The organism is Rhodocytophaga rosea, from assembly GCF_010119975.1.
GTDB classification, from domain to species: Bacteria; Bacteroidota; Bacteroidia; order Cytophagales; family 172606-1; genus Rhodocytophaga; species Rhodocytophaga rosea.
The window spans coordinates 2,723,888-2,749,402 of record NZ_CP048222.1 but is presented as its reverse complement, the minus strand read 5'-3'; the positions used below and the strand labels follow the sequence as shown (position 1 = coordinate 2,749,402).

Below are 25,515 nucleotides of genomic sequence, written 5' to 3'. Positions count from 1 at the left end.
TGACGTAATAATAATCGGGGGAAGTTACTCCGGACTGGCCGAAGGGCTGGTATTGGGCAGAGCATCAAAAGAAGTATTAATTCATAACCATCCAGAAAAAATGAAAATCATAATCGTTGGTGCAACAGGCACCATGGGAAAACATTTGTCCACTGCATTTGAAAAAGAACACGAAATCATAAGAGTTGGCGCTACAAGTGGGGATATTCAGGCAGATATTACCTCGCCAGATTCCATAGAGAATTTATTCAGACAAGCAGGTTCATTCGATGCCCTTATATGCACAGCAGGTCCATCGTATGTGGGTCCGTGGAAAACGATGACCCATAAGGAATTCCGGAGAGGAATCGAGGGTAAACTGATGGGTCAGGTGAACTTGGTTCTTATGGGGCAGCATTATATCAATCCGAAAGGTTCATTTACATTAATCACCGGTGCTTTAACGCATGAGCCGGTTTTAAACTTTGCCAGTGCATCGGCTGCCAATGGGGCCATTGAAGCATTTGTACGTGCAGCAGCTATTGAACTAGAAAATGGAGTGCGTATTAATGCGGTAAGCCCAACAGTAATAGAAGATTCGCCACAGTATTTTCCTTTCTTTCCAGGAGATATCCCAGTCACCATGAAACAACTGGAATATGGCTTCCGCAAAAGCGTATTTGGTGCCAACACAGGGCAAATCATAAAACCGTATTGATTTTCTTGTGCAAATGGCTGCATCCCAGGTCATAATGTCAACCAATAATGAGCATAAGTTCATCTTAAGGTAATGGATAAAAAATGATGTATTTGCGCAGTAGGATTAGATATAAAAATCAAAAAAAATTGTAGCTGCACAAAGAGATTATCCAACCAGAGGAAAAATGAGTAGTACCTGTAAAATTCACCCGCTAAAACCACCCTTCCGGGTGTATTTTTCCCTTCATACTAGTCCTAATTTTGAATCAACAAAAGGGAAATTTATGAAAGGCCTAACCGAAATAAAAATACAGCAGCACCTCGATCCAAAATGGAAGAATTGCTTTGAAGAAATGAGCATCGAATATATGGACCATCAGACCATTCTACAGGTAAAGCTAAAAGACCATGCGCAGTTGCACGGTATTCTCAATCTGATCCGTGACCTAAATCTGACGCTTATTTCGGTACATGTGGCGGAAGCAGACTAAAAATATACTTCTGATTGGAAAATAAGTTTAAATCCGGCTTATTCTTTTCTCCACTTATTTAATAGTTACAAAAATGAAAGCAGTTGTGTATGAAAAATATGGAACACCAGATGTGCTTGAGCTTCGGGATATTGAAAAACCCATTCCTAAAGACAATGAAGTATTAGTAAAAATTTATGCAACAACGGTATCAGCCGGAGACTGGCGAATGCGGAGAGCCAACCCATTTTTGGCAAGGCTATTTAATGGATTATTCAAACCCAAAAGGGTAAAAATATTGGGATTTGAACTAGCAGGCATCATTGAAGAAGTTGGAAATGGAGTTAGCTCTTTTAAAGAAGGAGACCCTGTTTTTGCCTCTTGTGGATTTACATTCGGGGCGTATGCCGAGTATAAATGCCTTCCGGTGAATGATTTAATTGCCTTAAAACCATCCAATATGACTTTTGAAGAGGCAGCAACTGTTCCGGTCGGTGGACTTACGGCATTACGGTTTTTAAAGAAAGCCGATGTAAAAAAAGCAGACAATGTGCTTATTTATGGCGCATCAGGAAGTGTTGGTACGTTTGCTGTGCAACTTAGCAAGTATTTCGGAGCTAAGGTTACAGCTGTATGCAGTACAGCAAATGTACACCTTGTGCAATCACTGGGAGCAGATAAAGTGGTGGATTACACCGGGGAGGATTTTACAAAACTAGAGACACATTTTGAGGTGATTTTCGATGCCGTGGGGAAAACTTCTAAATCTGCCTGTAAACATCTGCTAACACCAACCGGAAAATATATAACAGTAACGGATGCTCCCAAAGAAGGCTCAAATGATTTATTTTTTCTAAAAGAATTAATAGAGTCCGGAAAATTACTGACAGTAATTGACAGAAAGTATCCGCTTGAAAAGATTAGAGAAGCGCATGCATATGTAGAACAATTTCATAAAAAGGGAAATGTAGTCATATCTGTCATACAAAGTGAGCGAGCAGATGATATATCTGTGCCAATAACATTCTAATAAAAAACTATAAACAATTTAAACACACAAAATTCTATGAAAACTAAATCTATTATGCTGTCATCTTTATTTACCCTGATCTTGATCTCTCTTCTGGCGTTCAAAAGTGCTGAGGACACACCCAACAAAACATTGTATATGGAAGTGGCAACTATTGAATCCATTATTCCAGCCGGCGGTGGCCGCTCAAAAATGATTATTACTTTACCGGATGGGAATCAAAAGGAAGCCGAATTAGAAAATTTGTACAGTATAAGCGGTATCAACTTTGATAATGTGCAAAGCAATGAAAGAGCCATTATTGAGAAAATCAATCAACTCACAGCTGAAGGCTGGGAGCTACAACAGGTAACTTCTGGTGTACAAAGTCCTTCTCCAGCTAAAGCTCAAGGCATATATATGACTCGCTATTTATTCAAAAAATAACCGTATGCTGAATCTGATACATTTAACTGGGTATTAAGTTAAGCTTCTCTGAGTGGTGTCGATCAGGGAAATCGTCCAGCGAAGTAGTAGAAGGATTGGGTCTCCGACCTGAACTAATGAACCGCTGGGAGAGAGAATGAGTAAAGAAAAGGAAGTAGTTTTTCCAGACAAGGTTAAATCTCCCAAGGAAGTGCCCGTTAGTAAGGTAAAGTATGAACTGTGATAAAAAACAAGAACTAAAGGGAAAATTAAAATTAACTTACCAAATTAAGTTTGGTCTTAGTCAGTAAGGAATGCCATAAGAGCCTGATAAGCTTGGCCACTTTTAGCAATGGAAAAAGTTTGTTGGCAACAGCAATCAAAGATACTTTCACTGGTTTTCCTTTTGCATGAAGTCTATTACAGAGGGCTTTGCAAGCCGTATTGAAGCTTTTAAGGCACACATATAAAGTAAGGATCGAATACGGCTTGTGCCCATTTTGCAGATTTGCCTTTTCCCTTTGCTCGAACTACCCGATTGATAAATACATGGAACTAAACCTATATAAGAAATTACTTGCCGGTGATTAGTGAAGGTACCAAATCCCTTAGCCACTATTATCAGAACCGTGGCCATTTTAGCGCCAATGCCCGGAATGGAGCGCAAATTATCCACTAAATAAGTCGGATTGTACACTTGAAATTTTTGATAAACAATTTCTTCTAATAACTCAATATGATAAGTAAGTTGAGCAAGCAGTATTTTTAATCTGTTCTCAACCTTTTCACTCTGTGAAGGCAATTTCCCAATTTTCAATAATTTTCAATTTGGAAACAGTGTTCAGCGAAGCCAATTGGTCAATGGCGTGAATCGTTTACGTTTGAACTTGAGCTTTTCTTTGGTAATTATAACTTGAGATTTGACAACCACAAGTTAAGATCAATTCCTTTTTACCTGTTTGCAATTTGGTAATTTTTTCCTTATCCTTTTTTAAACATAATCTTAAAGGGTGTATAAAGTCCATACTTCACTTTGCATGTATAAACCTACTTTTGCTAGGTGACACAGGCAAAGAAATAACTATAGGGAACAGAAATTAAATAAGTTATCAGAAAATGATAAATACATCTGTTGCCTTACCAAAAAAGACAGTCAATATTTTCCACAGCTCAGCGTAACTAGTGTAGGAAATGAGTGATAAGTCAGAAAAAACTATTCAGAATCCACACTGGTAGCGCCTAGGGATGGCAGTGAATATATGCACCCCAAGCATGAATTTTAGATATCGGTATCTGAGTTTCCAAACTGTTAATTCGCAGGCCATTGGGATGAGTAAGGTCATTGTTGCGCAAAGAAAAGTTTACTGAACTATATACAATATCTGCTTTCTGATCCTGATCCAAATCTCCAATCCAAGGCGTAGAAGCTAGATTAATGCCTGGTAATGTATCACCGACCGGAATTTTATTACCCTCCCTTAAATCATTATTCTGAAGCTGTTTAAACATATGTAAAAATCCCCAAAGTAGAGTGAATTTTGAGGTGCGAACTTAAAAAACACAAACAATGGGGATTCTAAGTATAGATATGATTGAAAAATGGATTTTACCACAGTTAACCGTTGGCAGTCGTGGTTTTGAGACAAGTGTACCTTTGAGCGAAATAGTGGAATGTATCTTGTATCGATTAAAGACAGGTTGCCAATGGCGGCAAGTGCCTACAAAAGCATTCTTCAGTAAGAAAATCCTTCATTGGAACTCTGTCTATTATTACTTTAACAAGTGGAGCAAGGCTGATTGCTGGAAGAAAATCTGGATTCATATCTTGAAAAATAACCTCAAATATCTGGATTTGCCAAGTATCCAATGGACCTCTTACATTCTGCAAGATTGGCTACGGGATGGAAGTCATACCCCTTGCAAGAATGGAGGAGATGCAGTGGGCTACCAAGGCAGAAAGGCTATTAATACAACTAATGCCTTATTTATTTCGGATAATCAAGGTGTAATGTTAGCTATGTCTACTCCACCAGAAGGCCAGCACCATGATCTATTTCAAATTACATACACTTTTTGAGCAGATCTGTGATGTATTGAAACAAGCCGGTATAAACCTGAAAGGCTTATTTTTAAATGCTGATTCCGGCTTTGATTCAGTAGATTTTCAAAAGGCTTGTCAAAAGCAAGAAATCATGGCTAATGTAAAGCCTAATCCAAGAAATAGGGCTAATCAACCTATACAAGCTTATCAAACAGGAACACATATATTTGATGAAGAACTTTATCGAGATCGTTCTGTTGTGGACCACCGGATTTACTCAGGGATCCACTTGAACATGCCAATGCTTGGAGAATTGCACATGTTGTGTAGCTTCGGCACTGATGGATTTAAAGCCTTACTGATTAGGTTTGAGTGCTTAGTAAAGAATTGGATGAGTTTGCATTTTATTGCTTTCTCCCTCATTTTCCTGCGTAAAATAAATAGAAATTATAAAGTTTAAACAGCTTCTATATATAACATCTAATGAATGTCGATAAAATAAATGTTTCAACAATGGGGAGAGTTTGAGTTACTTCACTATAACTTTAGATATGCATTCAACTGCTAACCTACAATTGCTCTTAACCTAGTGTTCATTTTTTCGAGGTTAAGGCATTTTTTTATTTGGTGATCTTTCGTTGAATAGCAGCTAGAGCTAATTTAAGAAATCCAGGATTGCTTTTGCAGTTTCTTCTGGTTTCTCTTCCTGAATAAAATGTCCTGATCCTTCTATTTGCTTCATTTCATACTCAAAGACATGCCCAGTTAAAAAAAATTCCAGGATGCCAGAACTTGCCGGTGAGGCAATCCCTTTGGTTACATGTTTAATTTTTGAATATCTCTTCTGATCTGCGATATCCTGACCGAACGCCTGATACCAGGCATTGGACGCTCGTATGCTTTTTTTGTCATTATAGTGCTGGATATATACAGACCGGTCAAAGGCATTGATCGCCTCCTGGCTAACCAGCAGATTATCCAACAGATGATCTAACAACAACCCAAAACGTCCTTCCAGCAGCTGGGCTGGCAAGTCGCTTACTTGGTTGAATGCTACCCACCAGGGATACACAGGCGCTCCTACAGGCAGCATTGGTAATCGATACATATTTTCATCGGGAGGCGGAGTGTCTAAGAGAATCAGTTTTTTGACTTTTTCCGGATAATTGGCTGCAAAGGCATACGCTACATTAGCGCCCATGTCATGGCCGGCCACATGTACCTTTTCATACCCTAAGGCAGCCACCAATTCCATAATATCGCTGGCCATATTCCTTTTGGTATATCCTTCTATAGGCTTATCACTGTCCCCCATTCCCGCAGGTCAACCACAATCACGGTATGCTTTTGGGCCAAGAGAGGCATAATATGGCGGTAAGACCACCAGGTTTGGGGCCAGCCTGGTAACAATAGCAATGGTTCTCCATTTCCTCCAATCACGTAGTGAAGATTTATATTATTGACTTTTTGAAGGCAGCTGGTGAAACCTGGTAGTTTTTTAATCAGATTTTGGGTTGAATATTGATTCATAGAGATAGAGATTTATTCTTTTAATCCGATGGCTCCTTTAAAGGAAGTCCAGGCAAATGTCTTACTATCATTCCTGGCAACATCCCCCGACTCCACAGCATAAATGGAAGTCTCAATGATTGATCCGAACAAATTAAAAATCCAAGGTATAGTTAGCTCATCGTTAATGCGCCTCTCCTTCTGAAGGTTCTTCATGATTGTTAACCATTTGGATTTGACGTTATTTGATCCAAATTCCTTTCTACTCTCTACCTCTGAAAAGCTACTGCGCTCATAGAGTCTTTTAATGAACGAATAATTAGCTCCTTGCTCAATGGCAGCAAACAACATATTCTTTACCTTTTTTATTGGGTCATTCTCACTTTCATAGGCTTCAGTCATCGCCTTGTTACATCTATCGAGCATCTCATTTTTGCAAGATTCAAGTAAGTCCTGCCGATCTTTAAAATATCGATGCAGCGTTCTACGAGACACGCCAGCCTCCTGAGCAACCTTCTCTAATGTATCTGATTCATTGACAAGAAAGCATTTCACTGCAGCAGCTATAATTTTAATTCTCACATCTGTCATGACGCAAATATATGAAATTTGTCACAAATAAGTGACAAATTTATATAACAATTGATCAACTTTTCGATGAATGCATTCAGTATAAGATTAAGAAAAGTCTTGTAGTAAGTACTCAGTAAGTGGAATTCTTTAGAGGGTTGCTAATTTCCAGATAACGGGTTGTCAGACCTCTGTTTTTAAGACGGACAACAGGAAGACGTACCTGCTTCAATAAGCACAATCTTGGGTTAAAACTATAGGGAAGTTTGTGTTATTTCTATATTACATTTATTTAAACGCTGAAATACCAGTGATTTCATTGCCCAGGATCAGCAGATGGATATCATGTGTGCCTTCGTAAGTAACAACAGATTCCAGGTTCATCATATGGCGCATAATAGAATATTCGCCGGTAATACCCATTCCACCATGAATTTGCCTGGCTTCACGGGCAATATTCAGAGCCATTTCTACATTATTCCGTTTGGCTAAAGAAATTTGTGCCGTGGTCGCTTTGCCTTCATTTTTAAGGACTCCCAGCCGCCAGCATAGCAATTGCGCTTTGGTGATCTCGGTAAGCATTTCGGCTAATTTTTTTTGTATCAGCTGGAAAGAAGCAATCGGTTTGTCGAACTGGATACGTTCAAGGGCATATCTTTTGGCAGAATCGTAACAATCCATGGCAGCACCCAGGGCACCCCAGGAGATTCCATACCTGGCAGAATCCAGGCATTTTAAGGGGCCTTTCAATCCGTCAATATTGGGTAGCAGGTTTGCTTTAGGCACTTTCACATTATCAAACACCAGTTCACCAGTACAACTTGCCCGCAGCGACCATTTATTGTGAATTTCCGGCGTAGAAAATCCTTCCATGCCTCTTTCCACAATAACACCTTTAATTCGTCCCGCTTCGTTCTTGGCCCATACAACGGCTACATCTGCCATGGGTGAATTGGAAATCCACATTTTTGAGCCATTCAGCAAATAATAGTCGCCTTCCTCTTTAATAGTAGTGACCATTCCTGCCGGGTTCGATCCATAATCTGGCTCGGTAAGTCCAAAACAACCCAGCCATTCGCCGGAAGCGAGTTTAGGCAGATATTTGCGTTTTTGCTCTTCGCTGCCAAAAGCATAAATAGGATACATGACCAAGGAACCCTGCACCGAAGCAGTAGAACGCATACCTGAATCTCCCCGCTCAATCTCCTGCATAATTAAACCATAAGCTATATAATCCAGACCACCCCCACCATATTCCTCGGGAATGGTAGGACCAAATGCACCAATTTCGCCAAACTTTTTTACCAGATACGCCGGAAATTCTGCCCGCTGGGCATAATCCTCAATGATGGGTGAAATCTCTTTTTTAACAAAACTCCGGATGCTGCTCCGGATCAGTTTGTGTTCCTCTGTCAGTAAGTCGTCGATGCCATAAAAATCCGGAGATTCGAATAAATCATGAGCCAGTTTTTTATGCGCAGAGGTATCGGTATCTATTGGATGAATGGCCATATGTAGGGTTATTTAGTGTAAGGGTACAACAACAAATTTACAACAAAGTTTTACAGAAACGTATACGAATCCTTTCTTCACATCATAGGTTGTATGTGCTTTTGCTCTCAGTTTTTTATTGGTATACATCAAAGATGGCCCGTTTGTGAACCGATATAAACCTTGCTGTGTTGCTTTGAAAATATCATTATTCACCTGCATTATGCCTGACAAATAAGCAAAAGCCCGGCAAAAGCATTATTTTTGCGACAAATCGGGAGAATTATTGTTATACAAAAAAGTGCTGGCAGAAAAATCTGGTTCTTATCAACACAGCACAGACTATTCAAATGAGTACAAAATATCATAAACTAAAAGTAAAACAAGTTGTCAGAGAAACGCCTGATACGATTTCTATATATTTTAAACAGCCTTTTTTCAGCAAGATCAGGTACAAACCTGGCCAATTCCTCACTTTACTTGTGCCTATAAATGGCCAGGTAGAAAGGCGTTCGTATTCCATGTCCAGCTGTCCGCATACCGAAGATGAGTTGTGTGTAACTGTGAAAAGAGTAGCCAATGGAAAGGTATCCAATTACCTGAACGACCATTTAAAGCCCGGTCAGGAACTGGAAGTGATGGAACCTATGGGCAATTTTCATCTTGACCTTCATCCAGTACAACGGCATGTAGTATTGATTGGTGCGGGTAGTGGCATTACTCCGCTGATGTCTATTGCCAAGGCAGTGTTACGTATGGAATCTACCAGTATTGTTTCACTCCTGTATGGCAACCGCAGCGAAGATTCTATCATTTTTAAAGAGATACTGGATAAACTGCAGAAACAGTTTTCTGGCCGTTTCCAGGTATTACATATCCTGAGCCGCCCCAGCCATACCTGGACTGGCTACCGGGGAAGATTAAGCCAATCGCTGGCCACTAAACTTCTGAATGAGCTGCCTAAGCTGAATGTGCACAAAATGGATTATTACCTGTGTGGTCCGCAAGGGATGATGGAAGAAATGCAGGCAACCTTGCTAGCCATGCAGGTACCAGCAGAAAAAATCCACAAAGAAAGTTTTGTGACTGCTCAAGCTACGGCAACAACTAAGCCTGAAACAGAAGCAGTAAGCAATTCGGTTGTTAAAACGGAGGAAGTAACCCTACGCTATGATGGCTCAGTATACAAAATAAAAGTAAGCCCGAACAAAACAATCCTGGAAGCCGGCCTCGATTCCGGCCTTGATCTGCCTTATTCCTGCCAGAGTGGTTTGTGTACGGCCTGCCGGGGTAAGTGCCTTTCCGGAAAAGTAAAAATGGATGAAGAAGATGGTTTGTCTCCCCAGGAAATAAAAGAAGGTTTTGTACTGCCTTGTGTAAGCCATCCGCTTACTTCTGATGTGGTAATTGAAATCGGGTAGGTAGTATGCAAACAATAACTCCGGATTATTATCGGTAATCCGGAGTTATTGTTTGCATACTACCTACTTATGCTAAAAAAAAGAAGTTATATCAGCTTTATACTCAATACATCATACTGGCTATTATTGCACCTGTAGGGTTTGCCGGGCAGAATAATCGTAAGAATCTACTACGAGCTGATAGAAACCGGGCGCCAGTACAGGAATTCCATTAAACCGGATAGTTAATTTACTGGAAGGCCGGTATACGGATTGATATAGCGTTTTTCCGGTTCTATCCTGTATGCTAATGTTCATATCATATTTTAAAGGCTGGTCGAATAACAGGCTTACTTCTGTACCATTACTGGGGCTGGGTAGAATATGCAAGCCTGCTGTTGTTCTTTCCGCAGACAGCAACACATAAGGTGAATAGGATATCCTTCTCTGCGTATCTGTCATTTTCAGGCGGAACCATATATCCTCGGCAAATTCTGGCTGCTCAATAAATGTATATTGAATGGTATAATTCCTGTTTCTCTGTCCCCGTAATGTATCCACAGATACATGAATCCGTTGGTCGATGGTCCTTTCTATTTCTATTGAAACGATCTGGTTGGCTGCATGTAAACTCCACTGAATAGTTACCTCATCATTGCGGCGGCTTACTGTCCAGGAAATGGGGGCTCGTTCGGGATTTTCACCAGGTTTGGCTTCTGCAAAGGTGAGTGACTGAAAAAAAAATAACAGCATAAATGCCATTGCTGTTAACCTGATGTCTTGAACATGTAAAATTAAACTTTTCATAGAACTTAGTCATTTAGCAGGTAAAACATCAATCCAGGTAACAAATTATAATTTACTTATAAACCGAATCGCATACAACTCTCATGTCAAAAGATTTTTAAACAGGCTATTTTCTCTTATTTTCATAATAAGCACCGTTTAAAAAACATTATATAAATTATTATGTTTTTTAAATAGAACCTTCATTAGCAGTATCTTCATCTACCTATGACCTTAAGCACCTATTAACATTTCGCGATATATTCTTTTGTTGTTCTCCTACCTTAAACGGCATGGATACATTTTTGGACAAATTAAATTTTCACAATCAACTTATTTTTTTCAGTCTGTACCGGCACATATTTCATTATTTCATTTTTTAAGGCCTGCAAAATTTTTGTCCGGGAAAAGTTTTTATTGACAACCAGACTGATCTCCCGTACCGGTTTAGGGACTTTAAACTGCCTGAGCCTGTTTTTCTGTTCTTTACTCAGTTTTAAAGTAGCCAGTAAGGGCACAATCGTAACCCCATTATTGGTATCCACCAGATTTATCAGTGTTTCGATACTTCCGGCTTCATATTGCAGGCGGTTTCCGGGAATTTCCTTTTTCTTCAACTCACAAAAATTCAATACCTGGCTTCTGAAACAATGTCCTTCTTCCAGCAGCCATAAATGACTGATGTCAATCTCGGAAGGCAGCAAATATTCCTTATTCGCTGTAGGCATGCTGGTAGAAGTATAGGCCAGAAAATCCTCATAAAACAAAGGATACTCCTCCAGTAAGAGCTCATTCAGTGGAGTAGCCAGCAAACCAATATCCACCTGGCTGGTTTTCAGGCTGTCTATGATAGAGCTGGTGTTCATCTCTTTCACAATCAGGTTCAATTGTGGGTAGGCTTCCATCAACGGCTGAATAAAAAGCGGTATAATATAGGGCGCCAGCGTTGGAATCACAGCCAGACGGACAACTCCTGATACTTCATCGGTAAGCTGGCTGGTAAATTCCTTTAAACGGTTAATTTCTCCCAGAATGCTTTTAGCCCGTTTAATTACTTCCTTTCCATCCGGGGTGGGCTCTATGGGTTGTTTGCTGCGGTCAAAAATTTTCACGCCCAGTTCATCCTCCAGTTTTTGAAGCATCATGCTTAAAGTAGGCTGGGTAACACAACATTTCTCGGCGGCCCGTACAAAATGCCTGCATTCATCTACGGCTACCATATATTCTAATTGCTGTATATTCATATAGATAATATCTATGCAAAGATAAAAAATATCAGTTTGATATATTAAATAAAATGTCAGACTTTTGAAAACAGGATGTAGATCAAATCATCATTACTGTACCTATTTGTGTATGAAACCCTTGTGGCTAATAAGTTAATATTTAACGGGAAAGGGCCTGCTTTTTGAGCAGGCTTTTTATTTTAGCTTTTCTCTATAGATAATACTATTGGAAAACAAGATTGGATTGTCTAACTTACATTGCTTCATGCGGCACCAGAATTATTTCGTAAAAAAATCCAATAATTCTTTCCGGTACCTAACCAAAATCCACAAACTATTGTTAATAAAGTAACGTTAGCTTACAAACCGCTTATACCTATGCTTGGCTATAGATTTTCAAAATTCGATCCTTCTGAGGAAGGAAAAACCTCTTTCGATAACCTGCTGAAACTATTTATGCAATTAATGGTGGTCACTTCCGGCGATGTGAGTGAAACCCTGCAATGGATGAATCAGCTGGATAAACAGTATGGCCTGACCAGCAATGAGTATGGGATGGGTGATTTTATTCAGGAACTGAAAGACAAAGGGTATATTACAGAGGAAACGCCTGGCGGCAAAATCTCCATTACGGCAAAAAGCGAACAGTCTATCCGTAAAAGCGCCTTAGAAGAAATATTTGGTAAGCTCAAAAAATCAAACCAGGGAAATCACCATACCCCTTTTTCCGGCATTGGCGACGAACTGAGCACTGATAAACGTAACTTCCAGTTCGGCGATACCCTTGAGCAAATTTCCATGACTGAATCTATCCGCAATGCCCAGATCAACCATGGCATTAATGACTTCATGCTGATGGAAGACGACCTGGAAATAATGGAGCGGGAGTACAAATCGCAGACTTCTACCGTGCTGATGATCGATATTTCGCACTCCATGATTTTGTATGGGGAAGACCGGATTACGCCTGCCAAAAAAGTTGCCATGGCGCTTGCCGAACTGATCACTACTAAATATCCGAAAGATACCCTGGATATTATTGTTTTCGGAAATGATGCCTGGCGTGTACAGATTAAAGATCTGCCTTACCTGGAAGTAGGTCCGTATCATACCAACACAGTAGCCGGACTGGAACTGGCCATGGATATTTTGCGCAGGCAGAAAACCAAGAATAAGCAGATTTTTATGATCACTGACGGAAAACCTACTTGTTTGAAAGAAGGAATCCGGTACTATAAAAACAGCTTTGGCCTGGACAAAAAAATTCTGAATCGTACACTGAATCTGGCTGCCCAGTGCCGCCGCATCAAAATTCCGATCACCACCTTTATGATTGCCTCTGACCCCTATTTGCAGCAATTTGTGCGGGAATTTACGGAGGTCAATCAAGGCAGAGCTTATTATAGCAGTCTTAAAGGCTTAGGTAATTACATTTTCGAAGACTATCAGCGAAACAGAAGGAAGAATGTATAAAGAAATACAATCTTCCTATCCTCTATTGTTGGTATTGCTTGGTGAGCTTATTATAGCTTGTTGATAAGTTAACGTTAAGCTTCATTACTAAATAAAACAATGTAAATAACACAGTCCCTTTAAGTAAGCATTACATTCATAAACAGAACATACTAGTTCTATCCATACGTAAGTCCAAACCAATCTATGAAATATAAAGAAATTTCTGCCAAACAACTCCTTCAAATCAAAACATTGGGTGAATTGAAAGCAACCGGCTATCAGCCCCGATCTATCAAACAAGAACTGAGAGACAACCTAATTGAGAAACTTAAAAATAAAGAAGAAGTATTTCCAGGCATCTGGGGATATGAGGAAACCGTAATACCTGATGTAGAACGGGCTTTGCTTTCGATGCACCATATTAACCTGCTCGGTTTACGTGGGCAAGCAAAAACCCGGATTGCCCGCATGATGGTAAACCTGCTGGATGAATATATTCCGGTCGTAAAAGGCTCCGAACTAAACGACGATCCGTTACAGCCGCTTTCCAGATATGCTGTAGATCTGATTGATGAACATGGCGACCATACGCCCATTTCCTGGATGCACCGCTCTGATCGATATACTGAGAAACTGGCTACCCCGGATGTATCTGTAGCGGATTTGATTGGCGATGCAGATCCTATTAAAGCGGCAACCTTAAAATTGCCTTATTCTGATGAACGGGTGATCCACTTTGGACTGATTCCGCGTTCACACAGAGGTATTTTTGTAATTAATGAATTACCAGATTTACAGGCCCGTATCCAGGTTTCTCTGTTTAATATTTTGCAGGAAGGCGATATTCAGATCCGTGGTTTCAAAATCAGGTTGCCCCTGGACATACAATTTGTGTTCACAGCTAACCCGGAAGATTATACCAACCGGGGCAGTATTGTAACGCCGCTCAAAGACCGGATAGATAGCCAGATTGTAACCCACTACCCCAAAAGCATTGAAATAGGCAAGAAAATCACCAGACAGGAAGCCATTGTAAAAGATGAGCAGGCAAAGAAAATCCAGATTAATGAACTGATTTCTGATTTGATTGAGCAGATTGCCATAGAAGCCCGCAAAAGCGAATATGTAGATGCCAAAAGTGGAGTTTCGGCCCGTTTGACCATTTCTGCCTATGAAAACCTGATGAGTTCCGCCGAACGCCGTACCTTAATTAACGGAGAAAATACGACTTACATCCGGGTGGGTGATCTTTGGGGAGTGATTCCTGCTATTACTGGTAAAGTGGAACTGGTATATGAAGGTGAGCAGGAAGGCCCGGTAATTGTTGCCCAGAATTTACTGGGGAAAGCCATCCGTACCCAATTCCTGCAATATTTTCCTGATCCGGAAAAGCTGAAAAAACAGCAAAAAACAAAAGGCGAAAATCCTTACCGCAAAATTACCGACTGGTTTGGCGAAGGGCATACTATAGATTTGCTCAATGACCTTTCCAATAAAGATTACAAAGCCGCTTTAAATGGGGTAAAAGGCCTGAGAGAACTTATCGACCAGTACCACAGCAAACAGGATGAAGCCACTAAATTTTTCATGATGGAATTTGCCCTGCACGGCTTAGCTGAATATTCCATGCTCAGCAAAAATCAGCTTACAGCCGGCCTGCAATTCAAAGATCTGCTGAGCAGCATGTTCTCCGGCCCGGGTTCTTTTGGAGATGATGACGATGAAGATTCAGGGGATAGCAAAAATAACCGCTACCGCAGATAATGGTAAAAAACAGCGATGAGCTTATATTCATCGCTGTTTTTTAATAATACTTATTTACCAGCCGGTAATAATCTACCATGGCTTTTCGGAAATTTTCCCGGTCTGTTTCCGTCTGAAATAAATTTAACAGTTTCCCTGTGCTATCCTGCAGTTGTAAAGTATGTTTGGCGAGTATGCTCTCATACAGCTGGGTAGCAAACCGGAAGTGATTTTCTTTACTGCCAAATGCAAATACATAGGTACCTTTTGCATCAGGCTTTGCTTTTTCTTGCCAGAATACCTCTATTTGAGAAGCAGTATCGAGATAAGCATTGGGCTCGATAATTACGTATGCCTCATCATAACGCCAGTTGTTAACCAAAGCTACATTGATTACAGGCACTGTAGCAGATTTATTTCTTTTGCCGAATCTGAATATTTCCAGCTTAGTGTTTTGCTGGTCTTCGCGGTCATAATAGATCTGGCGTACATTTTTAAAATAAAGCCTGGAGTCGGCCGTCGTAGTAAATGTGACGTTGTTTGTATCAATTTTTTTTTCGCTCTTTACAGAACAACTAACAAGCATAACAGCAACTATGAATATTAAGATGCGTTTCATACTTTTGGTAACAAACTTTAAGTCACATTGTTCTCTAACCAACTAACACAACACACATGAAAAAAGGATTTCTTTTCACAATAGGCGCTTTCATACTGTTAATATCTTTTTCAGGCTGCGGATATAATGGTATGGTAAGCCGCGAGGAAAATGTTTCCGGTAAATGGGCGCAAGTGCAAAATGCCTACCAACGCCGGGCAGACCTGATTCCTAATCTGGTGAATACAGTGAAAGGAGCAGCCAACTTTGAACGGGAAACCCTGACAGAAGTAATAAATGCCCGTGCAAAAGCTACTTCTATCAACATCAACAGTGCAGATAGCCTGACTCCCGAACGGATTCAACAGTTTCAGCAGGCACAGGATGCCCTGAGTTCTTCTTTATCGAGGTTGCTCGTAACAGTAGAACGTTATCCGGATTTGAAATCTAATCAGAACTTTCTTGAATTACAGGCACAGCTCGAAGGTACAGAGAACCGGATTTCTGTAGAACGGAAAAACTTCAATGATGCGGTTCAGGAATATAATACGCATATCCGGAGTTTCCCGAATAATCTGACAGCCGGGATGTTTGGGTTCGAACGAAAAGGATTTTTCGAAGCGCAGGCCGGAGCCGATAAAGCGCCAACAGTTGAGTTTTAAATATTTGTTCGTTGTTGGTTATTGGTTGTAAATAAATTGATAAACCAGTTTTTTATTCAATCTTACTGATAACGAACAACCAATAACTATCAACGAACGACGAACTGTATGGCTATCAACTTTTTTAGTACTGCCCAGAAAGAACAAATTGTGCAGGCAATCCGGGAAGCGGAAACCAATACCTCAGGTGAAATAAAAGTGCATGTAGAAACCCGGTGTCCAGGCGAGGTAATGGACCATGCCAAAGAAATATTTCTGTCCCTGAAACTAAACCAGACTAAATTGAGGAATGGTGTATTGTTCTACCTGGCTGTAGACGATCATAAATTTGCTATTCTGGGAGATTCCGGCATAGATACGGTGGTTCCGGCTAACTTCTGGCAAGAAATCAAAGACCGCATGCGGGCACAATTTAAAACCGGAGCTGTTACCCAGGGTTTGTGTGAAGGTATACTGCTGGCTGGACAACAGCTGAAAGCACATTTCCCTTATCAGTCAGATGATACGAATGAACTATCAGATGATATTTCTTTCGGAAAAAGCAGTTAGTTCTTATACATACTATTCCATACTGAATTAAAGTACTTGATTTAACATGAGATTACGCCTGCCAAGTATAAGCCAAATATCATTTTAATGAAACAAACCATCTGCCTGCTGTTTATCCTGATGTACCAACTTGCCTGGGGGCAGAACCAATCACCATTTCCTGCAAAGCCCAATCCACCCCGGCTGGTAAATGATTTTGTAGGGGTGATGAACAGCAGCGAAATTGAGGCGCTGGAACAGAAGCTCAGGCGGCTCAACGATACAACTTCAACTCAGATTGCCATTGCCATTATTCCTACCTACGGCGATTATGACAGAGGCCAGTATACTTTCGAACTGGCGAATCAATGGGGAGTAGGTCAGGCCAATCAGAATAATGGGGTTTTAATTACAGTTGCCATTAACGACCGGAAATATTTTACAGCTACCGGTTATGGTGCTGAAGGTGTTTTGCCGGATGCACTTATTAAAAGAATAGAAACAGAAGCTTTTCCAGAAAATTTCAGGCAAGGTAACTATTACGAAGGCCTCGACCAGGCTACCACACTTATGGCAAGGGCCATCGCCGGTGAATATACAGCAGAAGATACCGGTGAAGAAGGCGGCGGAGGCGGTTCCTGGATGTTCATTATTCTTATCATTTTTATAATTATTATCCTATCCAGAATCTTCCGCAGAAGAGGTGGTGGCGGAGGTGGCGGATTTTTTGGTGGTGGCATGATTCCTCCTTTTATAACCTTTGGCCGGGGAGGCAGCTATGGCGGCGGAGGCGGTTTTGGAGGCTTTGGTGGAGGCGGCAGCGACTTTGGTGGGTTTGGTGGGGGCAGCTTTGGCGGAGGTGGTGCAGGCGGCGACTGGTAGCGTATTGAATAATAAAACATATACCTGTATATAGTACCTCTTTTATAACATGCAAAAGGCCCCGGGATATTTGGCTATTCCCGGATAAATCTATTACTTCACACCTGGTTTAATTTGCCTTATAATGGATGTAACTCAAGTAGCCAGTGTGCTCAATCAGGAAATCGCTTCTTTACAATACGGACAGCATCCGCCTGAACTATATGAGCCCATCCGATACATGATGTCACTGGGAGGCAAACGCCTGCGTCCGGTACTCACCTTACTGGCGAGTTACCTGTATACCGACAACTGGCAGAAATATACAAAACCAGCCATTGCTGTAGAAGTATTCCATAATTTCACGCTGATGCACGACGATATTATGGATGCGGCACCACTCCGCCGGGGAAATCCTACAGTACACACCAAGTGGAATAACAATGTAGCCATTCTTTCAGGTGATGTGATGCTAGTAAGTGCCTATGAGCTATTTCTGGAATTAAAGCCGGAACAAATGCCAACGGTTATCCGCCGGTTTAACCGGTGTGCCTCCGAAGTTTGCGAAGGGCAACAGCTCGATATGAATTTTGAGAAAATAGCCACGGTAAGTGAAGAAGATTACCTGCAAATGATCGGCCTTAAGACCGCTGCTCTGCTTGGTTTTAGTCTTGAACTCGGTGGTCTGGTATCAGAAGCGCCGGAGAGAGATACTATTTTACTGCGGGAACTAGGCGAAAGCATTGGCATTGGTTTTCAGTTGAAAGACGATCTGCTTGATGTATTTGGGGAACAAGCCAAATTTGGCAAACAGGTGGGGGGTGATATCATTGCCAATAAAAAAACTTTTCTGCTGATAAAAGCCCTGCAATCAGCCACCGGCGAAGACCAGGCACAGTTGCAGCACTGGCTGGCTAAAAAAGAGTTTGTGGCGGAAGAAAAAGTAAAAGCAGTTACTAACATTTATAACCGGCTCAATATCCGCCAGCTCTGCGAAGCCAAAATGAACGAGTATTTTGCCTTAGGGTTATTCTGTCTTGAAAAGCTGGATGCGCCGGAAGCCCGAAAACAAGTCCTAAGAGAGTTTGTAGAACAGATTATTCACCGGGAGAACTAGACCTGGTTGAGTCATATCATGCTACTTCTATTGATAAGAATTACCAGAACCAGCACTTTTCTGGCATCAGCGTTAGAGAATTCTTTATGTTTCCAATACTAGTCTGGTGTTTTCTACATCAGAAAGGCTATTTTTGCAGCCAACCAGATATATTTATCCTTAACTCATACATTGCATGGATTTAAGTATCACCCTCATTATAATCATTATCACGGTAGCTGCCAGCTTTTATGCCTGGAACAACCAGACTATTTTTCAGAAGTGGATTCTCAATCCCTATACTGTTCACCGGCGCAAAGAGTATCACCGGCTGATCACTTCCGGATTTATTCACAATGATTACATGCACTTGTTATTCAACATGCTTGCCTTGTATTTCTTTGGTGAACTGGTTGAAAAAACCTATATATATACTTTCGGAAATTTAGGTATCGTACTATATATCGCCCTCTATATTGTTGGGATCATTGCTTCTGACCTGCCAACCTATCTGAAGCATAAGAACCATGCCTATTACAATTCTCTGGGTGCTTCCGGCGGTGTTTCTGCAGTTGTATTTTCTTCCATTTTATTCTATCCCACAGAGAAGATTTGTGTGTATTTCGTTTTCTGCCTGTCCAGCTTTATTTTTGGCGGCCTCTACATTTTATATTCTTATATACAGGCCAAAAAAGGGGGTGATTATATTAACCACGATGCTCACTTGTATGGAGCTGTATTTGGCATTGTATTCAGCATTCTGATCATGCCTTCGGTGATTGTGAGTTTCTTCGAGCAGGTTTCCAACTGGCGCATAACAGACCTGTTCTGACAGGCAGCTATTCGTATACATATGAAATACCTTTATTTACTTTTTTTCATACTGGTAATTACGCTGCCTGTTATTCCGCTCTTTGCCCAGACAAATGAATCAGACGAGGCAAGCCTGATTGTACATGAAACGGATGGGATTGGCATTGCAAGTACCGATAGTACGTATAAAATTAACTTCCGGTTCCGGATGCAGAACCGTTTCGAAATGTCTTCAGATGCAGATGATCCTTTTGAGCCTACCCGAAAAACATTTTTAGTACGCCGCATGCGGCTGCGTTCGTTTGGCTATCTGGGCAGAAAAAACCTGACCTATCAGTTTCAGCTGGGTTTTGCCAGGGGCGATGCCGATATAGAAAATTCAGGCTTTTACAATGTATTACGTGATGCCGTGGTTTTTTACAAACCTACTAAAAACCTGGAACTGGGGCTTGGCTTAACAAAGCTTCCCGGAAACCGCCAGCGGGTGATTTCATCAGGTGAACAGCAGTTCACCGATCGTTCGCTTTCTAATGCTACGTTTAATATAGACCGGGATGCCGGGGCTTTTATTTATTACCGGAATAAATTTGGCAAAAACTACCGGTACAATCTGATGGGCGCCATTTCGAGTGGCAAAGGCCGGAATTACAATGTAACTAACAACGGACTGGCGTATACAGGCAAAGTAGAATTTCTTCCTTTTGGCGATTTTACCAACCGGGGCGATTATTTTGAAGGAGACTGGGTGCGAGAAAAAACACCTAAACTTTCGATGGCAGCCGCTTACTCGTTTAATGATGATGCCGTACGGACAGGAGGGCAGATCGGAGACAGGCTTTATGCTATTTCAGATATACACACACTACTTACTGATATACTTTTAAAATACAGAGGAATTGCTCTATATGCTGAATTTATCAGGCGTACCGCCAGCAATCCGCTTACCTATAATGGTACCGATGACCTGAAATTTGTATACGAAGGTACAGGGCTCAATCTGCAAGCCAGCTATATGTTTGCCAACCACCTGGAACTGGCCGGCAGATACACAGCTATTACTCCCGATAAGGAAATTGAAGTAGCTACTACAGGAATCAGGCAGTATACCTTCTGTGTAAATAAATATATCCGCTGGCACCGCATTAAAGCCCAGGCCGACCTTACCTACCAGGATGCAGTATTAGACAGTAATACTTTCGGATTAAATGACGGCTGGACACTGCGCTTCCAGGTGGAAGTGGGCATATAAAAATCTACTTTAATATTTAGGAATATCCGGATCAATCCGGTCGGAGTAAGCCAGAATGCCGCCTTTGAGGTTATACAAGTTCGTAAAGCCGAATTTTTGCTCCAGTTGATTAATAGCCGTTCCGCTGCGGGCACCGCTTCTGCAATGCACCACTACTTTTTTATCTCTGGAAATCTTGTCGGCATTGTTCAATATAGTTCCAAGGGGGATAAGTTCTCCGCCCAGGTTGGCGAAATCATATTCGTGAGATTCCCGGACATCGATCAGTTGAAAGTCCTCTCCACTATCCTGCATCTCCTTTAATTCCTCTACTGTAATTTCCTTCATAATTGAATTATTTTGTAGGTTTTAGCGTCATAACAAAAGTAAATAATTATTTTTAAAACGCATGAACAATAGGATTTTTCGGTCATGAAAATAGAAATACAGCGTACGGATGGCTTATATCACATGAAAGCCAGAAATGAAACAGGCAATACAGTTGAAATGGATGGCGCACCGGCTATCGGAGGCACCAATCAGGGTTTCCGGCCTATGCAGATGTTGCTTGCTGCTTTAGGCGGATGCAGCACCATTGATATTATCAATATTCTCAATAAGCAAAAACAGAATGTAGAAGACATCCGCATTACGATAGATGGCGAACGTGAACCCAATGTAGAACCCTCTTTATTCCAGGATATTCATGTACATTTTGCCCTGAAAGGAGATCTTTCCGAAGAAAAAGTAAAACGGGCCGTTGACCTGTCGATGGGAAAATATTGTTCGGTGGCCAAAACGCTTGAAAAATCCGCAAAGATCACCTACGACTTCAGCATAGAAAAATAGTATTTGTTAGCTTTGCTTATGCCCACAGGTTTGCAAAAAGCCTGTGGGTTTATCATAAATATTAGAATAATCCTACAGAATTACCGGAAGGTTTTGCAAATTTGCAGGCCAATCACCTTTTATCCAAACCATTGCTGATGACAGAACCTACGCCAGAACATTTTGAAACACAGGCTATACGAACCAGGGCAGAAAAAACGGCCTACCGGGAACATACAGTGCCGATCTATTTTACTTCCAGTTTTACTTTTGAAGATGCCGAACAAGCCAGGGCTTTATTCGCCGATGAAATTCCGGGCAATATTTATACACGTTTTTCTAATCCGAATAATGACGAATTTATAGAGAAACTTTGCCAGCTGGAAGGAACGGAAGATGGCATTGCTACTGCTTCCGGAATGGCGGCTATGTTTACCAGTATGGCGGCGTTATTGAAGTCTGGCGATCATATATTGGCTTCCCGTTCTTTATTCGGTTCTACGCATCAGATTCTCACCATGATTTTCCCAAAATGGGGCATAACCCATACCTATGCCGATATTGAAAAGCCGGAAACCTGGGAAAGCCTGATTCAGCCGAACACCAAAATGATCTTTGTAGAAACGCCTTCGAATCCTGCCCTCGACCTGATCGATCTGGAGTGGCTGGGTAAGCTGGCTTCAACACACAACCTGATTCTGAATGTAGATAATTGTTTTGCTACCCCTTATTTACAACAGCCTGCTAAATATGGTGCTCACTTAGTTACGCATTCGGCAACCAAGTTTATAGATGGACAAGGCAGGGCTATTGGCGGAGCGATTGTAGGAAAAAAGGAACTGATCAAAGATATCCGTTTTTTTGCCCGGCATACCGGACCTTCTCTTTCTCCATTTAATGCCTGGATTTTATCCAAAAGCCTCGAAACGCTTGCTGTCCGCATGGACAGGCATTGCGCCAATGCACATCAGTTAGCGCAGTTTCTGGAAAACCATCCGCAGGTTGAAAAAGTGATCTACCCTTTCCTGCCATCGCACCCACAGTATGAATTAGCCAAAAAGCAAATGCGCCACGGCGGAGCAATGGTAACCTTTATTGTAAAAGGAGGCATAGAAAAAGGCAGGCAATTCTTGAATGCCCTGCAAATGATTTCGCTTACAGCCAATCTGGGCGATACCAGAAGCATTGCGACCCATCCGGCTTCTACCACGCATTCCAAACTCTCCGACACAGACCGTCAGGCGGTGGGTATCTTGCCTGGATTGATCCGTATTTCAGCCGGTTTAGAGCATGTAGATGATATTATTGCGGACGTAAAACAGGCTTTGGAGAGTTGATAGGTTGTAATTTTCAACTTACGAAGGCGATGTCTATGTTAGCTCAATTAATCTTTGATTATTTTATTCCATCAATAGTTTTCAACTAAACCACAATGCCCATTTGTCTCATAAGAGCAGTAGCATTAGCCGTATGGCAAGGTCCGTGGGTTAGCTTATAGTCAAATATAATCTCATTATTTACCAACTGACTATTAAAACTATAGTTAACCAGATTCAGTTTTCCTGCTAAAGAAATAAGGTTTAAATCATGCGTAGAAACAATTCCAAAAGCGGTTGATCTGCTTAGCTGTCTAATAAGAGCCTGCGATCCTGCATGCCGATCACCAGAGTTGGTTCCTTTCAGTACTTCATCCAATAAAAATAATATAGGGTTGTTCCTGGATTTAATCAGATCCATTAATTGCTTCAGCCGCTTGATTTCTGCTAAAAATGAGGAAGTGCTTTTGGAAAGATTATCCTCTGTACGCATACTCGTAAACACTAGCAACGAAGATATATTCAGGCTACTTGCACAAACCGGGGCACCTGCCAGTGCTAATATAGAATTTACGCCCACTGTACGTAAAAAAGTACTTTTGCCGGCCATATTAGAACCTGTTATTAAACCAACACTGCCCTCCCCGCTTAGGGAAAAGTCATTAGTTACTCTCTTGTCAGGATGTATCAAGGGGTGGCCTAAATTTTTGGCTTGAAAGACAAAAGGCTCTTCACATAGGCAGGGATAAGGATAAGATGGATTACTATAAGCATAACCAGCTAAGCTGCTTAATGCCTCCAGTTCTCCTACCGCTTCTGTCCAAGCAGTAATTTTTGAAGGCAACATCTTTTTCTTGAGTATTTCTGCCTTCAAAAGCCAAAATAAGTCTGATAGAAAAATAATATCTTTTGGAGTCGAGTTCCTGGTAAAATGATTTAAAATAACCAATAGCTTTGTTAGTTCTTCTTTTGCTTCCTTTTGTAAGGACTGAGATAGTGCCTGCAATAGTTCACTTTTAAAAGGCTGTTTATTCACTACATTCATTAAGGCCCGTACAGGCACTAAAGCAGTAAACGCTGAAGAACTAAATTGCCTCAATTGGGTTCTGTTTTTACGAAGACTTCGCAATACCATAGCATTTAACAGATAAACCAGGTTCATTAATATCAGCCATTTGCGGATTTGAATAATATTAATCGGATCAGCCGTGATAGAGACAATAAACAGGTAAGTAAAGGTGCAAAAGGATAGGGGTAATACAATTAAGGAGATTATGTATAGTATTTTGTATTGTTTGAGCCTTCTATTCTCTTGGCTCAGCCATTCCATTAAATCTTTTAAAGACTTACTTGCATCAAGAGAGGATTGCTCCCTGTTTGTTTTGGAATTAAAGTAATGTGCCTGTAGTTTAGCAAAAATTGATAAGCTTTTCCTTGCTGCCTGTAGCTTATAATAAAGTCCCTCTACCTCAAAAGTTTGTCGCCAAACCACCTTTCCGGCAAGTTCCTTTATAGCTTGCTGGCGTTGTTTTATATTAGAGATATTGGCCTGTTGCAATAGAAATTGCGCAAGTTTACTTTTACCAAAGGTGGTAGTAGTACGGTTAACTAAAGCAAACAAGGAATGTTTTCCAAAAATATCTAAATCCTCCGCATAAAAATGGCCTGGGTTTGCATATGCCCGGCCATCATCAAGTCCATCTAAATTTAAAGCTAGCCGAGCCCGTTCAGCTTGATTAACTTCAATATTGAGAGTAGCAATAGACTGACGATACGCCAGATGATTGAGCTTTTTTTGCAGCAGTACCAAAATAAGTACAAAAAAGCTTCCAGCCCACAGGGTAAATGCAAGTAATTTCTGGTTGGCAAAGAAAAGGGTGGTAGCTATGCCAGAAATGAATAGAAGCAGTCTTAAACCGGCAAAAACCCGGTACTGCTTGGCACTTTGTTGGTATTGCTTTGAGAATTTAGCAATATTATCTACAAAAAAGCGCTCCTGTGCATGTATCATATTTTGGTTGAAAGCTGGCTTATATACTATTATGTTTTTTTTGATTGCAAGACAACAACAAAAGCAATATAACACATAAGCCCGGCTATAGATTAACCGGGCTTATGTGTTATAAAAATAAATGATGTTTCTATTTGTTGGGCTGTGGCGTCATTCTCAGGTAAGGCTTTACTTTGGTATATCCTTTCGGGAATTTTGCCGGAATATCCTCCTCTTTTACAGCAGGTACAATTACACAATCGTCGCCATCCTGCCAGTTGGCTGGCGTAGCTACACTGTGATAGGCTGTTAATTGCAGAGAGTCGATTACTCGCAATATTTCATTGAAGTTTCTGCCGGTAGATGCCGGATAGGTAAGGGTAAGTTTTACTTTCTTATCAGGTCCAATGATAAATACAGAACGCACAGTCGCTTTTTCAGAAGCATTGGGGTGGATCATGTCGTACAATAAGGCCACTTTACGCTCTTCGTCGGCAATGAGCGGGAAATTTACCTGGGTACGCTGGGTTTCATTGATATCTTTTACCCATTCGTTGTGTGAATTCAGGTCATCTACACTTACTGCTATCACTTTTACATTGCGCTTGTCAAACTCATCCTTAAGCTTGGCGGTCATGCCTAGTTCAGTAGTACAAACTGGTGTAAAATCGGCAGGATGTGAATATAAAACCCCCATTTGTCTCCTAACCATTCGTGGAATCTGATTTCACCTTCTGTGGTTTTTGCTGTAAAGTCCGGAGCAATATCTCCTAATCTTAAAGACATAGTAG

At 41.0% G+C, this 25,515-nt stretch carries 28 protein-coding genes and 1 pseudogene; 17 read left to right on the top strand and 12 right to left on the bottom strand.

What is annotated here, in order from left to right; translation table 11 throughout:
• Positions 1-100 precede the first annotated feature (100 nt).
• From GXP67_RS11515 to GXP67_RS11500, 4 genes are all read left to right on the top strand, one after another.
• Positions 101-697: a short chain dehydrogenase gene (locus GXP67_RS11515; protein ID WP_162443261.1), complete on the top strand. Its 597-nt coding sequence runs from the start codon at positions 101-103 to the stop codon at positions 695-697.
• A 166-nt stretch (positions 698-863) separates the two neighbouring features.
• Positions 864-1,169: a DUF8691 family protein gene (locus GXP67_RS11510; protein ID WP_232065141.1), complete on the top strand. Its 306-nt coding sequence runs from the start codon at positions 864-866 to the stop codon at positions 1,167-1,169.
• A gap of 73 nt (positions 1,170-1,242) precedes the next feature.
• Complete coding sequence (locus GXP67_RS11505; RefSeq protein WP_162443260.1) at positions 1,243-2,178, top strand: NAD(P)-dependent alcohol dehydrogenase; 936 nt, start codon at positions 1,243-1,245, stop codon at positions 2,176-2,178.
• A gap of 36 nt (positions 2,179-2,214) precedes the next feature.
• Positions 2,215-2,604, top strand: a complete 390-nt coding sequence (locus GXP67_RS11500; protein WP_162443259.1) for a hypothetical protein — start codon at positions 2,215-2,217, stop codon at positions 2,602-2,604.
• Between the two features lie 370 nt (positions 2,605-2,974).
• Here the strand turns inward: GXP67_RS11500 and GXP67_RS11495 are convergent, their stop codons facing one another.
• A complete protein-coding gene (locus GXP67_RS11495; protein ID WP_162443258.1) occupies positions 2,975-3,400 on the bottom strand; it encodes a transposase in 426 nt (141 codons plus the stop codon).
• Between the two features lie 422 nt (positions 3,401-3,822).
• Complete coding sequence (locus GXP67_RS11490) at positions 3,823-4,092, bottom strand: hypothetical protein (RefSeq protein WP_162443257.1); 270 nt, start codon at positions 4,090-4,092, stop codon at positions 3,823-3,825.
• 79 nt (positions 4,093-4,171) lie between these two features.
• Between GXP67_RS11490 and GXP67_RS38265 the strand changes: the two genes are divergently transcribed.
• Complete coding sequence (locus GXP67_RS38265) at positions 4,172-4,660, top strand: transposase (RefSeq protein ID WP_394351966.1); 489 nt, start codon at positions 4,172-4,174, stop codon at positions 4,658-4,660.
• Entirely contained in the window at positions 4,629-5,084 is a 456-nt protein-coding gene (locus GXP67_RS37365) for a hypothetical protein (protein ID WP_232065139.1), read from the top strand. The genes GXP67_RS38265 and GXP67_RS37365 overlap by 32 nt, the downstream gene beginning before the upstream one ends.
• A 195-nt stretch (positions 5,085-5,279) precedes the next feature.
• Here the strand turns inward: GXP67_RS37365 and GXP67_RS11480 are convergent, their stop codons facing one another.
• The 4 genes from GXP67_RS11480 to GXP67_RS11470 form a co-directional block, all read right to left on the bottom strand.
• Positions 5,280-5,894: an alpha/beta fold hydrolase gene (locus GXP67_RS11480; protein ID WP_232065137.1), complete on the bottom strand. Its 615-nt coding sequence runs from the start codon at positions 5,892-5,894 to the stop codon at positions 5,280-5,282.
• 20 nt (positions 5,895-5,914) lie between these two features.
• Positions 5,915-6,154: an alpha/beta fold hydrolase gene (locus GXP67_RS37000; RefSeq protein ID WP_197901680.1), complete on the bottom strand. Its 240-nt coding sequence runs from the start codon at positions 6,152-6,154 to the stop codon at positions 5,915-5,917.
• Between the two features lie 12 nt (positions 6,155-6,166).
• Complete coding sequence (locus GXP67_RS11475; RefSeq protein WP_162443256.1) at positions 6,167-6,724, bottom strand: TetR/AcrR family transcriptional regulator; 558 nt, start codon at positions 6,722-6,724, stop codon at positions 6,167-6,169.
• A gap of 267 nt (positions 6,725-6,991) precedes the next feature.
• The gene (locus tag GXP67_RS11470; protein WP_162443255.1) at positions 6,992-8,215 is read right to left on the bottom strand and encodes an acyl-CoA dehydrogenase family protein; all 1,224 of its coding nucleotides are present in this window, start codon (positions 8,213-8,215) and stop codon (positions 6,992-6,994) included.
• Between the two features lie 329 nt (positions 8,216-8,544).
• On the opposite strand from GXP67_RS11470, the gene GXP67_RS11465 reads away from it, so the two are divergent.
• A complete protein-coding gene (locus GXP67_RS11465) occupies positions 8,545-9,615 on the top strand; it encodes a ferredoxin--NADP reductase (protein ID WP_162443254.1) in 1,071 nt (356 codons plus the stop codon).
• Between the two features lie 123 nt (positions 9,616-9,738).
• Here the strand turns inward: GXP67_RS11465 and GXP67_RS11460 are convergent, their stop codons facing one another.
• Positions 9,739-10,401, bottom strand: coding sequence for a hypothetical protein (locus tag GXP67_RS11460; RefSeq protein WP_162443253.1), 663 nt, complete (start codon positions 10,399-10,401; stop codon positions 9,739-9,741).
• Between the two features lie 293 nt (positions 10,402-10,694).
• Complete coding sequence (locus GXP67_RS11455; RefSeq protein WP_162443252.1) at positions 10,695-11,624, bottom strand: hydrogen peroxide-inducible genes activator; 930 nt, start codon at positions 11,622-11,624, stop codon at positions 10,695-10,697.
• 360 nt (positions 11,625-11,984) lie between these two features.
• On the opposite strand from GXP67_RS11455, the gene GXP67_RS11450 reads away from it, so the two are divergent.
• Together GXP67_RS11450 and GXP67_RS11445 are read left to right on the top strand one after the other, a co-directional pair.
• A complete protein-coding gene (locus GXP67_RS11450) occupies positions 11,985-13,079 on the top strand; it encodes a vWA domain-containing protein (protein WP_162443251.1) in 1,095 nt (364 codons plus the stop codon).
• 186 nt (positions 13,080-13,265) lie between these two features.
• The gene (locus tag GXP67_RS11445) at positions 13,266-14,825 is read left to right on the top strand and encodes a magnesium chelatase ATPase subunit I (RefSeq protein WP_162443250.1); all 1,560 of its coding nucleotides are present in this window, start codon (positions 13,266-13,268) and stop codon (positions 14,823-14,825) included.
• Between the two features lie 40 nt (positions 14,826-14,865).
• Here GXP67_RS11445 and GXP67_RS11440 read toward each other — a convergent pair whose 3' ends face one another.
• Positions 14,866-15,423: a hypothetical protein gene (locus GXP67_RS11440; protein WP_162443249.1), complete on the bottom strand. Its 558-nt coding sequence runs from the start codon at positions 15,421-15,423 to the stop codon at positions 14,866-14,868.
• Between the two features lie 56 nt (positions 15,424-15,479).
• Between GXP67_RS11440 and GXP67_RS11435 the strand changes: the two genes are divergently transcribed.
• The 6 genes from GXP67_RS11435 (at position 15,480) to GXP67_RS11410 (ending at position 20,611) form a co-directional block, all read left to right on the top strand.
• Positions 15,480-16,064, top strand: coding sequence for a LemA family protein (locus tag GXP67_RS11435; protein ID WP_162443248.1), 585 nt, complete (start codon positions 15,480-15,482; stop codon positions 16,062-16,064).
• 108 nt (positions 16,065-16,172) lie between these two features.
• The gene (locus GXP67_RS11430) at positions 16,173-16,613 is read left to right on the top strand and encodes a TPM domain-containing protein (protein WP_162443247.1); all 441 of its coding nucleotides are present in this window, start codon (positions 16,173-16,175) and stop codon (positions 16,611-16,613) included.
• An 87-nt stretch (positions 16,614-16,700) separates the two neighbouring features.
• Positions 16,701-17,474, top strand: a complete 774-nt coding sequence (locus GXP67_RS11425) for a TPM domain-containing protein (protein ID WP_162443246.1) — start codon at positions 16,701-16,703, stop codon at positions 17,472-17,474.
• A gap of 124 nt (positions 17,475-17,598) precedes the next feature.
• Entirely contained in the window at positions 17,599-18,570 is a 972-nt protein-coding gene (locus GXP67_RS11420) for a polyprenyl synthetase family protein (RefSeq protein ID WP_162443245.1), read from the top strand.
• A 175-nt stretch (positions 18,571-18,745) separates the two neighbouring features.
• A complete protein-coding gene (locus GXP67_RS11415; RefSeq protein ID WP_162443244.1) occupies positions 18,746-19,381 on the top strand; it encodes a rhomboid family intramembrane serine protease in 636 nt (211 codons plus the stop codon).
• A 21-nt stretch (positions 19,382-19,402) separates the two neighbouring features.
• Positions 19,403-20,611: a porin gene (locus GXP67_RS11410; protein ID WP_162443243.1), complete on the top strand. Its 1,209-nt coding sequence runs from the start codon at positions 19,403-19,405 to the stop codon at positions 20,609-20,611.
• 9 nt (positions 20,612-20,620) lie between these two features.
• On the opposite strand, the gene GXP67_RS11405 is transcribed toward GXP67_RS11410, so the two are convergent.
• The gene (locus GXP67_RS11405) at positions 20,621-20,938 is read right to left on the bottom strand and encodes a rhodanese-like domain-containing protein (RefSeq protein ID WP_162443242.1); all 318 of its coding nucleotides are present in this window, start codon (positions 20,936-20,938) and stop codon (positions 20,621-20,623) included.
• An 84-nt stretch (positions 20,939-21,022) separates the two neighbouring features.
• Here GXP67_RS11405 and GXP67_RS11400 point away from each other — a divergent pair, with 84 nt between their 5' ends.
• Both GXP67_RS11400 and GXP67_RS11395 read left to right on the top strand, forming a co-directional pair.
• Positions 21,023-21,439 (top strand): OsmC family protein, encoded by a 417-nt coding sequence (locus GXP67_RS11400; protein ID WP_162443241.1) that lies wholly within the window; start codon positions 21,023-21,025, stop codon positions 21,437-21,439.
• A 137-nt stretch (positions 21,440-21,576) separates the two neighbouring features.
• A complete protein-coding gene (locus GXP67_RS11395) occupies positions 21,577-22,755 on the top strand; it encodes a trans-sulfuration enzyme family protein (protein WP_162443240.1) in 1,179 nt (392 codons plus the stop codon).
• Positions 22,756-22,840: 85 nt separating this feature from the next.
• On the opposite strand, the gene GXP67_RS11390 is transcribed toward GXP67_RS11395, so the two are convergent.
• Entirely contained in the window at positions 22,841-24,745 is a 1,905-nt protein-coding gene (locus GXP67_RS11390; RefSeq protein ID WP_162443239.1) for a MutS-related protein, read from the bottom strand.
• Positions 24,746-24,875: 130 nt separating this feature from the next.
• Positions 24,876-25,510 (bottom strand): annotated as a pseudogene (locus tag GXP67_RS11385) (peroxiredoxin).
• Positions 25,511-25,515 lie beyond the last annotated feature (5 nt).

What these genes read in the sequence shown, in the direction of transcription:
- GXP67_RS11515 (WP_162443261.1), top strand. Translation starts at nt 101, where the DNA reads ATGAAAATCATAATCGTTGGTGCAACAGGCACCATGGGAAAACATTTG.
- GXP67_RS11510 (WP_232065141.1), top strand. Translation starts at nt 864, where the DNA reads ATGAGTAGTACCTGTAAAATTCACCCGCTAAAACCACCCTTCCGGGTG.
- GXP67_RS11505 (WP_162443260.1), top strand. Translation starts at nt 1,243, where the DNA reads ATGAAAGCAGTTGTGTATGAAAAATATGGAACACCAGATGTGCTTGAG.
- GXP67_RS11500 (WP_162443259.1), top strand. Translation starts at nt 2,215, where the DNA reads ATGAAAACTAAATCTATTATGCTGTCATCTTTATTTACCCTGATCTTG.
- GXP67_RS11490 (WP_162443257.1), bottom strand. Translation starts at nt 4,092, where the DNA reads ATGTTTAAACAGCTTCAGAATAATGATTTAAGGGAGGGTAATAAAATT.
- GXP67_RS38265 (WP_394351966.1), top strand. Translation starts at nt 4,172, where the DNA reads ATGATTGAAAAATGGATTTTACCACAGTTAACCGTTGGCAGTCGTGGT.
- GXP67_RS37365 (WP_232065139.1), top strand. Translation starts at nt 4,629, where the DNA reads ATGATCTATTTCAAATTACATACACTTTTTGAGCAGATCTGTGATGTA.
- GXP67_RS11480 (WP_232065137.1), bottom strand. Translation starts at nt 5,894, where the DNA reads ATGGCCAGCGATATTATGGAATTGGTGGCTGCCTTAGGGTATGAAAAG.
- GXP67_RS37000 (WP_197901680.1), bottom strand. Translation starts at nt 6,154, where the DNA reads ATGAATCAATATTCAACCCAAAATCTGATTAAAAAACTACCAGGTTTC.
- GXP67_RS11475 (WP_162443256.1), bottom strand. Translation starts at nt 6,724, where the DNA reads ATGACAGATGTGAGAATTAAAATTATAGCTGCTGCAGTGAAATGCTTT.
- GXP67_RS11470 (WP_162443255.1), bottom strand. Translation starts at nt 8,215, where the DNA reads ATGGCCATTCATCCAATAGATACCGATACCTCTGCGCATAAAAAACTG.
- GXP67_RS11465 (WP_162443254.1), top strand. Translation starts at nt 8,545, where the DNA reads ATGAGTACAAAATATCATAAACTAAAAGTAAAACAAGTTGTCAGAGAA.
- GXP67_RS11460 (WP_162443253.1), bottom strand. Translation starts at nt 10,401, where the DNA reads ATGAAAAGTTTAATTTTACATGTTCAAGACATCAGGTTAACAGCAATG.
- GXP67_RS11455 (WP_162443252.1), bottom strand. Translation starts at nt 11,624, where the DNA reads ATGAATATACAGCAATTAGAATATATGGTAGCCGTAGATGAATGCAGG.
- GXP67_RS11450 (WP_162443251.1), top strand. Translation starts at nt 11,985, where the DNA reads ATGCTTGGCTATAGATTTTCAAAATTCGATCCTTCTGAGGAAGGAAAA.
- GXP67_RS11445 (WP_162443250.1), top strand. Translation starts at nt 13,266, where the DNA reads ATGAAATATAAAGAAATTTCTGCCAAACAACTCCTTCAAATCAAAACA.
- GXP67_RS11440 (WP_162443249.1), bottom strand. Translation starts at nt 15,423, where the DNA reads ATGAAACGCATCTTAATATTCATAGTTGCTGTTATGCTTGTTAGTTGT.
- GXP67_RS11435 (WP_162443248.1), top strand. Translation starts at nt 15,480, where the DNA reads ATGAAAAAAGGATTTCTTTTCACAATAGGCGCTTTCATACTGTTAATA.
- GXP67_RS11430 (WP_162443247.1), top strand. Translation starts at nt 16,173, where the DNA reads ATGGCTATCAACTTTTTTAGTACTGCCCAGAAAGAACAAATTGTGCAG.
- GXP67_RS11425 (WP_162443246.1), top strand. Translation starts at nt 16,701, where the DNA reads ATGAAACAAACCATCTGCCTGCTGTTTATCCTGATGTACCAACTTGCC.
- GXP67_RS11420 (WP_162443245.1), top strand. Translation starts at nt 17,599, where the DNA reads ATGGATGTAACTCAAGTAGCCAGTGTGCTCAATCAGGAAATCGCTTCT.
- GXP67_RS11415 (WP_162443244.1), top strand. Translation starts at nt 18,746, where the DNA reads ATGGATTTAAGTATCACCCTCATTATAATCATTATCACGGTAGCTGCC.
- GXP67_RS11410 (WP_162443243.1), top strand. Translation starts at nt 19,403, where the DNA reads ATGAAATACCTTTATTTACTTTTTTTCATACTGGTAATTACGCTGCCT.
- GXP67_RS11405 (WP_162443242.1), bottom strand. Translation starts at nt 20,938, where the DNA reads ATGAAGGAAATTACAGTAGAGGAATTAAAGGAGATGCAGGATAGTGGA.
- GXP67_RS11400 (WP_162443241.1), top strand. Translation starts at nt 21,023, where the DNA reads ATGAAAATAGAAATACAGCGTACGGATGGCTTATATCACATGAAAGCC.
- GXP67_RS11395 (WP_162443240.1), top strand. Translation starts at nt 21,577, where the DNA reads ATGACAGAACCTACGCCAGAACATTTTGAAACACAGGCTATACGAACC.
- GXP67_RS11390 (WP_162443239.1), bottom strand. Translation starts at nt 24,745, where the DNA reads ATGATACATGCACAGGAGCGCTTTTTTGTAGATAATATTGCTAAATTC.